This window comes from Streptomyces sp. LBL (assembly GCF_029893585.1).
GTDB lineage: Bacteria > Actinomycetota > Actinomycetes > Streptomycetales > Streptomycetaceae > Streptomyces.
Window position 1 is genome coordinate 41,107 of sequence record NZ_JARXYX010000006.1, and the last position, 12,377, is coordinate 53,483.

Sequence of the window (12,377 nt, forward strand, 5' to 3'; positions counted from 1 at the left end):
CGTGGCATCGACACGGGGTCTCTCATCTACATCCGGAGGATCCGAGATCGTGACTACCCAACGCACCTCAGGGCAGCGAAAGCAGGCCCTGGCCGCTGCTGCCGCGGTCGCCGCGCTGCTGACCACGGCTGCGTGCGGCGGTGGCAATGACGATGGCGGAGGGTCGAAGAACGGTGCGGCCGGCTTCGACGCCGCCAACAACAAGGTCGCCCAGGCCTCGCTGGCCAAGAAGGGTGGCACGCTGAAGTTCGGCGGCGCCCAGGACGCCGACTCGTGGGACACCACGCGCGGTTACTACGGTTTCATGTGGAACTTCGCCCGCTACTACAGCCGTCAGCTCGTCACGGGCAAGGCGGAGTCGGGCTCGGCAGGCGCGGAGATCACTCCGGACCTGGCCGTCAGCACCGCCAAGGTCACGAACGACGGCAAGACCTACACGTACAAGTTGCGTGAGGGGGTCACCTGGGAGGACGGCAAGCCGATCACGTCCAAGGACGTGAAGTACGGGATAGAGCGCGTCTGGGCGCAGGACGTGCTGTCCGGCGGGCCGGTCTACCTCAAGGACATCCTCGACCCCAAGGGCGAGTACAAGGGCCCGTACAAGGACACCTCCAAGGACAAGCTGGGTCTCAAGGCGATCGACACGCCGGACGACCAGACCATCGTCTTCCACCTGCCGAAGGCCAACTCGGACTTCGAAGAGGTGCTGGGTCTGGTCTCGGCCTCTCCCGTCCGCCAGGACAAGGACACCAAGTCCAAGTACAGCCTGCACCCGTTCTCCTCCGGCCCGTACAAGTTCCAGTCCTACAGCCCGGGCAAGGACCTGACCCTGGTCCGCAACCCCGAGTGGAAGCAGTCCTCGGACCCGATCCGCAAGGCGTACCCGGACAAGATCACGGTCAAGTTCTTCTCGGACGCCAACCAGATGGACCAGCGCCTGCTCAACGGTGACCTGGACCTGGACATCAACCAGACCGGCATGTCGCCGCAGGGCCGTACCACCGCCCTCAAGCAGCACAAGGCCAACCTGGACAACCCGGTCTCCGGTTACATCCGCTACGCGGTCTTCCCGCAGAGCGTGAAGCCGTTCGACAACGAGCACTGCCGCAAGGCCGTGATCTACGGCGCCGACCACGTGTCGCTGCAGACCGCCCGCGGTGGCCCCATCGCCGGTGGTGACATCGGCACCAACATGCTGCCGCCGTCCGTCCCGGGCGCCGAGGGCCAGAAGTACGACCCGTACAAGCTCGCCTCGGACAACAAGAACGGCAACGCGGCCGAGGCCAAGAAGGAACTCGCCGCCTGCGGCAAGCCGAACGGCTTCTCCACCACCATCGCGGTCCGCAACAACAAGCCGGTCGAGGTAGCCACCGCCCAGTCGCTGCAGGCGTCGCTGAAGAAGATCGGCATCAACGCGCAGATCGACCAGTACGACGGTTCGCAGACCACCGGCATCATCGGCAGCCCCGAGAACGTCAAGAAGAAGCGCTACGGCATCATCATCATGGGCTGGGGTCCGGACTTCCCGACCGTCCAGGGCTTCGGTCTGCCGCTGTGGGACAGCAAGTACATCCTGCCGAGCGGTAACTCGAACTACGCGCTCATCAAGGACAAGACGATCGACGGCCTGTTCGACCAGTACGTCACCACGCTGGACGACGCCGGCAAGACCAAGATCGCCACGGAGATCAACCACAAGGTCATGGAGGGCGGTTACTACCTGCCCTTCGTCTTCGAAAAGTTCATCAACTGGCGTTCGGACAACCTGGCGAACGTCTACACGACGGACAACTACAGCGGCGCGTACGACTTCGTCAACCTCGGTCTGAAGTCCAAGAAGTAAACCCCGGCACACCCGCCGAACGGCACGAAAGGCAGGTGAAGGCCGGCGCGGCGGGATCGCGGGCCACCTGGGGTACCTCCCACGTCCAGAAGACAGTGGGGGATACCGCAGGCGGCCCTCGGTCCCGCGGCGGGCCGTAAGCTGTGCTCGCTTACCTCATCAGGCGGCTGTTCGCCGCCGCAGTGATGCTCGTGGTCATCATCATGGTGGTCTTCGGCATCTTCTTCCTCGTCCCCAAGTGGGCGGGCGTCGACATCGCCTCGAGCTTCGTGGGCAAGCAGGCCGACCCCGCTTCCGTCGAAGCCGTACGGCAGAAGCTGGGCCTGAGCGACCCGATCTACTCCCAGGTCTGGGAGTTCTTCAAGGGCGTCTTCGTCGGTCGCACCTACTCGGGCGGCGGCGACGTCACCCAATGCGCCGCGCCGTGCTTCGGCTACTCGTTCCGCAGCGAGCAGGCCGTCTGGCCGGTGCTCACCGACCGCTTCCCGGTGACCCTGGGGCTCGCGCTCGGTGCCGCCGTGCTGTGGCTGATCTTCGGTGTCGCGGCCGGTGTCCTCTCCGCGCTCAAGCGGGGAACCATCTGGGACCGCGGTGCGATGGTCATCGCCCTGGCGGGTGTCTCCCTCCCCATCTACTTCACCGGTCTGCTCAGCCTGGCGATCTTCGCCTTTGGGTTGAAGTGGATCGACGCGCAGTACGTGCCCCTCGCCGAGAGCTTCGGCGGCTGGCTCGGCGGCATGATCCTGCCGTGGATCACCCTCGCGTTCCTGTACGCGGCGATGTACGCCCGGATCACCCGCGCCACCATGATGGAGATCCTCGGCGAGGACTACATCCGCACCGCGCGTGCGAAGGGCCTCAAGGAACAGGTCGTCATCGGCAAGCACGCCATGCGCTCCACGATGACGCCCATCCTGACCATGCTCGGCATGGACCTCGGCGCCCTGATCGGCGGCGCCATCCTGACGGAGTCGACGTTCAACCTGCCCGGTCTCGGCCGTGCCGTGCTCGACGCCATCAGGAACCAGGATCTGCCCATCATCCTGGGCGTCACCCTGATCACTTCTCTCGCGGTGCTGCTCGCCAACCTCGTGGTGGACGTCCTGTACGCCGTGATCGACCCCCGAGTGAGGCTCGCATGACCGACCTCAGCAAGAGCGGAGCGGCCGTGGGCGAGCCCACCGACACTTCGCCCGCGCCGACCGCCTTCCTCGAAGTGCGCGACCTCAAGGTGCACTTCCCGACCGACGACGGCCTGGTCAAGTCCGTCGACGGGCTCAGCTTCCAGCTGGAGAAGGGCAAGACCCTCGGCATCGTGGGCGAGTCCGGCTCCGGCAAGTCGGTGACCTCGCTCGGCATCATGGGTCTGCACACCGCCGGTCAGTACGGCAAGAAGAAGGCGCAGATCTCCGGTGAGATCTGGCTGGACGGCACCGAGCTGCTCACCGCCGATCCGGACCACGTGCGCAAGCTGCGCGGCCGCGACATGGCGATGATCTTCCAGGACCCGCTGTCCGCGCTGCACCCGTACTACACGATCGGCCAGCAGATCGTGGAGGCGTACCGCATCCACCATGACGTGGACAAGAAGACCGCCAAGCGCCGTGCCGTGGAGATGCTCGACCGGGTAGGCATCCCGCAGCCGGACAAGCGCGTCGACAGTTACCCGCACGAGTTCTCGGGTGGTATGCGCCAGCGCGCGATGATCGCGATGTCGCTGGTCAACAACCCCGAGCTGCTGATCGCGGACGAGCCGACGACCGCCCTGGACGTGACCGTCCAGGCGCAGATCCTCGACCTGATCCGCGACCTGCAGAAGGAGTTCGGGTCGGCGGTCATCGTCATCACCCACGACCTGGGTGTGGTCGCCGAACTGGCCGACGACATCCTGGTGATGTACGGCGGCCGCTGCATCGAGCGCGGTCCGGCCGAGGACGTGTTCTACGAGCCCCGCCACCCCTACACCTGGGGCCTGCTCGGCTCGATGCCGCGCCTCGACCGTGAGCAGCAGGAACGTCTGATCCCGGTCAAGGGCTCCCCGCCCTCGCTGATCAACATCCCGTCCGGCTGCGCCTTCAACCCGCGCTGCTCGTACGCGGACGTACCCAAGGACAACGTCACCCGTACGGTCCGCCCCGAGCTGACCGAGGTCGGCAGCAAGCACTGGGCCGCCTGCCACATGACGCAGGAGCAGCGGGAGCGTATCTGGACCGAAGAGATTGCGCCGAAGCTGTGAGCGAGAACGCAGAGGACAAAGCAGTGGTCATCCCTGCACAGAGCACCGGCGCCGCCACGCTCTCCAAGGACCCCGCTCCCGGCGAGGTCCTGCTGAAGGTGACCGGGCTGCAGAAGCACTTCCCGATCAAGAAAGGGCTGCTTCAGCGGCAGGTCGGCGCGGTCCACGCGGTCGACGGACTCGACTTCGAGGTCCGCTCCGGCGAGACGCTCGGTGTCGTGGGCGAGTCCGGCTGCGGCAAGTCCACGATGGGCCGGCTGATCACCCGGCTGCTCGAACCGACGGGCGGCACGGTCGAGTTCGAGGGCAAGGACATCACGCACCTCAACGTGAGCGGGATGCGCCCGCTGCGCCGCGATGTGCAGATGATCTTCCAGGACCCGTACTCCTCGCTGAACCCGCGCCACACCATCGGCACCATCGTCGGCGCCCCCTTCAAGCTCCAGGGCGTCTCGCCCGAGGGCGGGGTCAGGAAGGAGGTGCAGCGGCTGCTGTCGGTGGTCGGTCTCAACCCCGAGCACTACAACCGCTACCCGCACGAGTTCTCCGGCGGTCAGCGCCAGCGCATCGGCATCGCCCGCGCGCTCGCGCTCAACCCCAAACTGGTGGTGGCGGACGAGCCGGTCTCCGCGCTGGACGTGTCGATCCAGGCGCAGGTGGTGAACCTGCTGGACGACCTCCAGCAGGAGCTCGGCCTGACGTACGTGATCATCGCGCACGACCTCTCGGTGGTCCGGCACGTCTCGGACCGGATCGCGGTGATGTACCTCGGCAAGATCGTCGAGCTGGCCGACCGGGACTCCCTGTACAAGGCGCCCATGCACCCGTACACCAAGGCGCTGATGTCGGCCGTGCCGATCCCGGACCCCAAGCGCCGGGGGGTCAAGAGCGAACGCATCCTGCTCAAGGGCGACGTACCGTCGCCGATCTCCCCGCCGAGCGGCTGCCGCTTCCACACCCGGTGCTGGAAGGCGACGGAGATCTGCAAGACCACCGAGCCGCCGCTGCTGGAGCTGAAGCCGGGCCAGCAGGTGGCCTGCCACCACCCGGAGAACTTCGAGGACCAGGCCCCGCAGGAGACGGTCCTGCTCTCCGCCGCGCGGGAAGCGGCGGAGCTGGTGCCGGAGGCGGTGCTGGAGGAGTCGGCGGAGACGTCGGCGGCGGTGGCGGCGGAGGTCGCGGAGACCGCGGAAGTAGCGGAGCCTGCGGGGGTCGTTGAGGCGGCGGTGGCGGCGGAGACCGCGGAAGTCGCGGAGCCTGCCGGGGTCGTTGAGGCGGCGGAGGTCGCTGAGCCGGTGGAGGCTGTCGAGCCCGCCGAGGTCACTGAGCCGGCCGAGGTGGCTGAGCCCGCGGAGGCCGTTGAGGCGGCGGAGGCTGCCGAGTCCTCTGAGGTCACCGAGCTGGCGGGGGCCGCTGAGCCCGCGAAGGCCGCCAAGCCCTCTGAGGTCACCGGGCCCTCTGAGGTCACCGAGCCCGCGAAGGCCGGTAAGCCGGTGAAGGCGGGAGAGCCTGCTAAGGCCGACAAGCCCGCTGAGGCCGGGCCCGCGAAGGCCGCCGAGCCCGCCGAGGGTTCCGAGCCCGTCGCGAAGACCGACGGTGCCGGTGAGGGCCAGGAGGCAACCGACAAGTAACGCATGACGAGTTGACAAAGTCATGCACATGCCCAAACGGGAGAGCGCAGAGTCGTCCGTGTCCGGCCTATCGGCACACGTTCGAAGGGACGACTCATGCCGCTCTCCCGTTCGGCACGTTCAGGGGCTCTCGCTGCCGCGGTGGCCTCTTTCCTCTCCTCACTGGTGCCCGCAACAGAAAGGGTCCACCAGTGACCACCCCGCCGTCCGAGCGCACCCTCATCTACGCGGAAGACCTCAGGCCTGAGGACGTTCACGCCCTGGAGACGTTCCTCAACGTCCAGTTGGGGCGGGTGTACGAGGAGGTCGGCGAGACTGGTGAGACGTCCTTCGCGATGCGGTCTCTGCTCATCCTGGTCTGCGACTCGGCCGGGCTCCTGCACACCCTGCTCGCAGTGGAGCGGCCAGAGACGTGGCAGCGGGCCGCGATCGTGCGCGAGTGGCAGCGGCTACGCAGTACGGCCCACGAGTTCAACCACTGCGAGGGCTATGACCATGATCGCTGGTGGAACCAGGTGCGGCACTTCGACGCCTCTGACGAGACCAACGAACAGGACCGGATCCGCCGGTTCACCGACGTCGGGCCGCGCCCCGAGGCCGGACACTAGGGGATGTCCGGTCGATCATGGCCTTCGTATCTGGGGACCGCCCGGACGAGCCGTAGGGGAGCGGCGCAGGGCCGGGCGGTTCTGCTCGGCGGTCAGGCGGGAACGCCGGCCCTGTCCAGGACAGCGGCCATCTCGTCCTCGGGGAGCGCAGGGTTGGCACCCGCGCTGGAGGCCAGTTCAGGGACATGAAGCGCCTCGCGGAGCCGGTGGAACGGGAGTCTGTGTTCGCTGCGGCGGGTCAGTACAGCCGTCATGACGTCCATGAACTCTCCTCTTCGTTTCCGAAAGGGAACGGGCTCGTCGGAAAGAAGGAGCGGTATTCGGTGTACGAGCGCAGGCTGAGCTGCTCCACCCATCTGTCTCCGGCAACCGCGTAGGCGAGCACCGGGTAGTGCCACGTCCGCAGGTCCGCCAGGGTTTCGTGGAGCGCCCAGCGCGTCCACAGCCGGATGGGGTCCTGCTGGTGGTCTTCTTCATCGGCTTCGTCGTGGCGGAGTAGTTCGACCACAAGGTCGCCAAGCGGCATTGTCTGTCGGCCGCCGATCAGCGGCTGGAAGATGCCGTCCACGTGGACTTCCGTCCCGCACGAGCCGAGGGCTTCCAGCCAGTCGGTGTCGAAGAACACCTGGCTGGAGCCGCTCGCGAGCCCGCGGTAGGCGTGCTCACGGGCCAGGATCGTGCTCCGGGGCGCTGTCGCCCTCGGCAGGGCCATTCCGGCGACCCCTTCCAGAGCGAGGATCTTGGGGGCAATGACCTGGTCCGTGGCTGGTCGTATCGCGTGGGTCAGGTCGGCGCGCACACCGTCGGAGAGACCGACGGTGTAGTAGGGAAGCGGGTGGTCAGCATCGATGAGCCTGCTGCCTTGGACCGCCGCCGCGGCGTTGTAGACGTCGATGGTCTTGGGGTCGCCCTGGAGGAAACGGGGCAGTAGGCGGCCTCCGTCGGAGGGGATCAAGTCGCGTGCGGCAGAGAGGACGGGGGCATCGCTGCCCACAAGTTCCAGGCCCCGGCGCAGGCATTGCTGGAAGTAGTCCAGCAGGCTTCCCTCTGGTTCGGGTTCCGGCATGAGGTGGCGGAGCCTACGCAGTGCCGGCTCATGGTCCTGGGGGCGGGCCAGGGTGCGCAGGACGGCTGCCTCGTGCTTGGCGATGATGTCGCGCAGCCCGGTCGCCGCGGTCCGCAGGGGGACGGCGGTGATCGCCTGGTCGGGGCCGGTCAGACTCCACATGCCGTGCTCGCGGGAGGTCTCGCGGATGAGTCGCTCGACGGTCGTGGAGCGGTGCTTGGCCAGCACGGCGAGCGGCATTCGACGGTCCAGCGCCGTGTAGTCGGCGCGCGACAGATTCGCAAACAGCAGCCCATCGGGGCAGAAGGCGGCCAGCGGCCGGCAGTTGGTCCACCCCTTCTTGCTCAGTACTTCCTTGCGGATGGTGCGGAAGTCCTGTCGCTCCTCCTTGCCGCGGGCGACTCCTGCGTTGTCGATGTCGTCGATGACGTACGTCCCGGCGCCGCGGAACGCGAAAGCGATCGCCAGCGCAATCGTCCACGGGCTCTGGTACAGGGCGAGCGGGGGGACCGCCGACGGTGCCACGTCGACCAGCCGCATGTCTGCAAGAGGGCCTGATCCAGGGGATGTTGTGGTCGCACTCATACGCTGCCTTCGCCCTTCGAATGCGGGTGGAACTGGAAGTCGACACCAACCCCATGGTGGAGCGCTGCCTGATATGCGGCCCAGGAGAGCGCGAGATCCTGCCAGGGCAGTCCGACCGGGGTGTAGACGGTTACCTGCTCGGCATCGGTTCTCGCCGGGACGGTCCCGTCGATGATCTGGCCCAGGAGTGCTGCGGCATCCCCACGCTGTAGGCCTGCGGTGCCCAGCGCGCCGGACGTCATGGCCAAGTCGAGGTCGTCCACGATGACTCGAGCATGCTGCAGCAACTGGGCATCGAGTTCGGCCTTACCCGGTTCGTCCGCTCCCAGCGAGGTGATGTGCGAGCCCGGCCGGAGGTCAGGAAGGCGCAGCAGCGGGCGGCGGGACCATGTCGCGGTGACGATGCTGTCGCAGTCGCGGGCGACCTCTCGCGCGCTGCCGACGACCTGGCATTCGAGACCGGCCTGCTGCCAGAGCTCGGCCATCCGGTGAGCCCGTCCACCGTCGACATCGTGAATGACGACTCGCTTAAGCGTGCGTAGCTGGGTCAGCCCGCGCAAGGTCATGTCCGCCTGGGATCCAGCACCGATGATTCCCACGGTGTGAGTTCCGGCCGAGCTGAGCAGGTCAGTGGCCAAAGCCGCCGAAAGTCCAGTCCGCCACGCGGTCACAAAGGCTGAGTCCAACAACGCGAGCAGTCTCCCGTTCGTCAGGTCGTGGAGACAGACGATGCCTGTGATGGCCGGGGATGCATCGGGGAACTTCGCGTTCACCTTGACTGTGTAGGCGGGGATGCCCGTCAGCAGTCCCGGCAGCAGTACGGCGATGCCCCCGGGGGACGACGGCAGGCTCTGGCGTACGCGCTGCGGGGATGCCTGCGCGTGGAGGGCTGAGACAAAGCCCTGGCGCAGCGCCCTGAAAGAGGCCTGCGGTGTGAGTAGCTGCTGCAGTTCAGCGGTGCCGAGGAGGACTGTCATGGGGCGCTCTTTCCGGAGACCGTTCTTGTCCAGAAGACGTAGCCGGCGACCGTGGCGCCCAAGGCGGTAGAGACAAGACCGGCCAGCATCAGTGCGGTGTCGACACCGACGAACCTGTTGAGTACCACGGCCGAGACGGCACTGCCGAGGAACGCTCCTCCGTAGGCAATGGACCGGCATGTCCCGGCAACGCGTCCCAGTAGTTCGACGGGAACGACGGTCTGGCGCATGGCACGCCAGTACACGGTGTAGAGCACAGTGCCAGTGGCAAAGGCGACCTGCGCGCTGATGACGGCACCCAGCGAGGTGAAGACTCCCAGGCCAGCCACAGCCAAACCCTGCAGAGCCACGGACAGCCCCATGACCACGAGGTAGCCACGAGAGGGCGCCTTCCAGGAGAGCAGGACCGCGACCGCGACCGACGTCACCCCGGACACCGCGAAAACGAGTCCCACCGTGTCAGCTCCCAGGCTGAGACCGTGCCGCATGCGGTAGACCACCATGGGTTCATACGCGCCGAACACGAAGTTGACCACGGTGCTCGTGAGGACTCCCGTACGAACGGCGGCATTTCCGGTGACGAGATACCGCAGTCCGGTGGTCAGATCCCGCCACTGGCTCGCCAGGCCCCTGTGAGCGCGCTCCACTGGGATTGCCGGGGAGATGATGCGGTAGAGCAGCAGGTAGGCCACGACGAAGGAGACGCTGTTGAACAGCACAGCCTGTTCAGGGGCCAGATGGCTGACAGCGAATCCTGCCACCGCAGGACCCAATACCACGCAGGCCGTTCGAGATGCCTCGGTGGCGGCATTCGCGCGGGGCAGCGTGTGGTGAGGAACGAAGTGGGGCAGGGCACTGTCAAAGCTCGCCGCGGCCACCGGGGCCGTGACGCCCAGCAGGACAGCAGTGACGGCCAGTCCCCCGACGCTGACAAGGGTGGCGGAGAACACCGCGTAGGCCAGCAACAGCATCAGCGCCGAGCACAGGTAACACAGCCGAAGCAGCTTGATACGGTCCTGGCGGTCCGCCAGCACGCCGCCCCAGACGCCCATGAAAACCTGTGGGAGCAGGGCACAGGCGTAGACGAGGCTCATGGCAGCGGCTGTCCCGCCCACCTGGTACACGATCAGCGGTACGGCGAGAACGTAAAACTCGTCCCCGGCGACGTTGACCGTGTACGCGGTCCACAGGCGGGCAAAACGACGGGCTGCCGGAGTGGCGGCCGGCGGGCGGGACTTCGGGATCGGCTGGATCGTCACAGGCTGAAGTAGTCGACCTTCAGACGAGGGATGTAGTTCGACACGTCCGAGTAGTACAGGACGATGCCATCGTTGTACTGGTCGAACGAGTGCTTGAGGTCGTGCAAGTTGTTGACTGCGCGATGCGCCTGCTCCGCGGGAATGTACTTGCGTCCCTCCAGAGCCTCCTCAAGCAGGCCGGTGTGGTTCGCCTCGACGTCCGTCCTGACGTGGGAGACCAGGGGTTCGAGGCAGTCCTTCGGGTAGCCGTAGGCCTCGGCCAGCCGCTGCAGGGTCTCGGCGCCTTCGAGGGTCTCCGTGCCACGGGCCTCGAAGAGCTTCGTGCACGCCAGGTACCCGAGGGTGTCCTCACGTGCGATCTCGCAGAGGTTGTTGGTCCACGACCAGGTGCCGATGATGGGGTGGGCGTTCTCGACCTCCTCCTTGGACAGGCCCATGCGGATGAGGCTGTCCCGGGCCATCCAGGCGTGATCGTATTCCTCGGCGAGGTACTCCGAGAGCAGTCTCTTCCACTGCGGGTCCGAGCAGTGGGAAATGGCCGTGGAGATGTGGCGGCTCGCCGAGTTTATGTAGTGGTATGTTTCCAGGATGAGGCCCAGGAATACCTCCTTGCGGTATTCCTGATTCTCCAGGCCGGACCACAGGCGGTGGTAGCCGATCTGCTCGGTCCACATGGCCGTAGATTTGTCGATCTGCTTCAGGAATACGTCGACCGGGATGTTCTCGAGGTCGGGATTCTCCTCGCGCAGCAGGCCCTGCTCCGCGAATGCGTTGACTACCCCGAGTACATCTTCCGGGGTGACGTCCGTGATCTCCGAGATCTGCTGGACCGTGTGCCGGCCGTCCAGGTACCGCTTGAGGTTCAGGAAGTCCTTGAGCTGCGCACCGTGCTGCTCCAGCTGGAAGTGCTGGTCGCCGACGATCATGAGCACGTCGTCCCCGCGGCTGGGGACGAAGAAGGTGCAATGCCTGAGGCGCGGGCGGAATTCGAGGTCACGCTTAAGCATGCAGCAATCCTTTCGTTGCGAAATGGAGGGGAGGCGCGCGATGCGCCTCCCCTCCATTAGTGATGGGCGTCAGCCACAGAGAACAGCGCCGGCAACCTTGCTCATCGCGGGCTTCTCGACGGGCTTGATGGTGATGGACATGAGGACCACCTCAATCTCTCTGCGATAAAGGGCCGGGGTTCCGGCCCGATAAAAAAGTTATGTGTAGCCGCACATTAAATCAATGCCATAAAGTGGAATTAGAGGCTCCTGTGACTTGATGTCTCCGGTAGGGGCATCTTTTATGGCGCACTTGTGGTGATTTGTGCGCCTTCTGGTGAAGGAGTGCTCTCGTGGTCTTGGCGCAAAAATGGCGGGTCGGCTCGCGGGGCGAGCGACCCGGCCCAGCCTGTCCAGCTCAGCGCCGGCGAGATCGGTCTCAGCGTCACAGGCTGTGCCGAACGCGAAACAGCTCCATCGGTCCTCGGGGCGGGGTGGACCGTCGGCATGGAACCGGACGAAACTGCCGTCCCGGACACCTGTGATCTCTGCGGGCAACTCCTGGACGAAGAGGCGGAGCTGCTGGCGCTTGTCGACGACTCCTCCGCCATCCACACCAGCGACCCGAAGATGGACGGCAGACGACTAGTAACCGTGTGCTCGCCCGAGCACCTCAAGGAGCTACAGCGGCAGTAGGCGGAGCGGCCCTACTCAGAGCCGGAGTTGTGGGCAGGCAAGATCGCCCGCGCGATGGGTTCCTATCCGAACGGGATCAAGCCCAAGCAGTTGCGACGTGAGACCGGACTGACTGATCAGCAGATCGAGGCGGCCGTGAACTGGAACAACGAGCGTGCCCGGCGGCACCAGACCGGCGAGTCTGACGGAGCCGAGTAGGCAGGTATCCCGCTACTCGCACCTCTTCACGACCGTGATCGAGTGCTTGGCGTTACTGGCTGTTCCGCTGGTCCCCAAGGCCCAGGTACTGCGCGAACGCATCGGCGACACCGCCTTCTTCAAGCTGCTGCCCACCTGGACCAAGCTGCACCGGTACGGCAACGCCGACACCGCCGACTTCATCCGCCTCGCCGAGAGGATCAGCGGCAAGCAGCTGGACGACCTGTTCCAGACCTGGCTGTTCACCACAGGGAAACCCACCCTGTGAACCTTGGTTTGCAAGGCGCACCCC

At 66.1% G+C, this 12,377-nt stretch carries 12 protein-coding genes and 1 pseudogene; 8 read left to right on the forward strand and 5 right to left on the reverse strand.

The window, feature by feature from the left end:
- The first annotated feature begins 49 nt into the window (after positions 1–49).
- From M2271_RS08835 to M2271_RS08855, 5 genes are all read left to right on the forward strand, one after another.
- Positions 50–1,843: an ABC transporter substrate-binding protein gene (locus tag M2271_RS08835; protein ID WP_280886555.1), complete on the forward strand. Its 1,794-nt coding sequence runs from the start codon at positions 50–52 to the stop codon at positions 1,841–1,843.
- Positions 1,844–1,986: 143 nt separating this feature from the next.
- A complete protein-coding gene (locus M2271_RS08840; RefSeq protein WP_280886556.1) occupies positions 1,987–2,985 on the forward strand; it encodes an ABC transporter permease in 999 nt (332 codons plus the stop codon).
- Complete coding sequence (locus M2271_RS08845) at positions 2,982–4,079, forward strand: ABC transporter ATP-binding protein (RefSeq protein WP_280886557.1); 1,098 nt, start codon at positions 2,982–2,984, stop codon at positions 4,077–4,079. Before M2271_RS08840 ends, M2271_RS08845 begins: the two co-directional genes overlap by 4 nt.
- Positions 4,080–4,102: 23 nt before the next feature.
- On the forward strand, positions 4,103–5,710 hold the full coding sequence (locus M2271_RS08850) for a dipeptide ABC transporter ATP-binding protein (protein WP_280886779.1): 1,608 nt from the start codon (positions 4,103–4,105) through the stop codon (positions 5,708–5,710).
- 191 nt (positions 5,711–5,901) lie between these two features.
- The gene (locus tag M2271_RS08855; protein ID WP_280886558.1) at positions 5,902–6,318 is read left to right on the forward strand and encodes a hypothetical protein; all 417 of its coding nucleotides are present in this window, start codon (positions 5,902–5,904) and stop codon (positions 6,316–6,318) included.
- A 92-nt stretch (positions 6,319–6,410) separates the two neighbouring features.
- On the opposite strand, the gene M2271_RS08860 is transcribed toward M2271_RS08855, so the two are convergent.
- The 5 genes from M2271_RS08860 to M2271_RS08880 are packed head-to-tail and all read right to left on the reverse strand — an operon-like array spanning position 6,411 to position 11,212.
- A complete protein-coding gene (locus M2271_RS08860) occupies positions 6,411–6,581 on the reverse strand; it encodes a hypothetical protein (protein ID WP_280886559.1) in 171 nt (56 codons plus the stop codon).
- Positions 6,569–7,924, reverse strand: coding sequence for a hypothetical protein (locus M2271_RS08865; protein ID WP_280886560.1), 1,356 nt, complete (start codon positions 7,922–7,924; stop codon positions 6,569–6,571). The genes M2271_RS08860 and M2271_RS08865 overlap by 13 nt, the downstream gene beginning before the upstream one ends.
- Positions 7,925–7,965: 41 nt before the next feature.
- Entirely contained in the window at positions 7,966–8,946 is a 981-nt protein-coding gene (locus M2271_RS08870; RefSeq protein WP_280886561.1) for an ornithine cyclodeaminase family protein, read from the reverse strand.
- The gene (locus M2271_RS08875; protein ID WP_280886562.1) at positions 8,943–10,205 is read right to left on the reverse strand and encodes an MFS transporter; all 1,263 of its coding nucleotides are present in this window, start codon (positions 10,203–10,205) and stop codon (positions 8,943–8,945) included. The genes M2271_RS08870 and M2271_RS08875 overlap by 4 nt, the downstream gene beginning before the upstream one ends.
- A complete protein-coding gene (locus M2271_RS08880) occupies positions 10,202–11,212 on the reverse strand; it encodes an iron-containing redox enzyme family protein (protein ID WP_280886563.1) in 1,011 nt (336 codons plus the stop codon). Before M2271_RS08880 ends, M2271_RS08875 begins: the two co-directional genes overlap by 4 nt.
- Positions 11,213–11,698: 486 nt before the next feature.
- Between M2271_RS08880 and M2271_RS08885 the strand changes: the two genes are divergently transcribed.
- The 3 genes and pseudogenes from M2271_RS08885 to M2271_RS08895 form a co-directional block, all read left to right on the forward strand.
- The gene (locus tag M2271_RS08885; RefSeq protein ID WP_280886564.1) at positions 11,699–11,887 is read left to right on the forward strand and encodes a hypothetical protein; all 189 of its coding nucleotides are present in this window, start codon (positions 11,699–11,701) and stop codon (positions 11,885–11,887) included.
- 54 nt (positions 11,888–11,941) lie between these two features.
- On the forward strand, positions 11,942–12,085 hold the full coding sequence (locus tag M2271_RS08890) for a hypothetical protein (protein ID WP_280886565.1): 144 nt from the start codon (positions 11,942–11,944) through the stop codon (positions 12,083–12,085).
- An 82-nt stretch (positions 12,086–12,167) separates the two neighbouring features.
- A pseudogene (locus M2271_RS08895) lies at positions 12,168–12,353 on the forward strand (M1 family peptidase); the annotation flags it as partial.
- Positions 12,354–12,377: the final 24 nt, after the last annotated feature.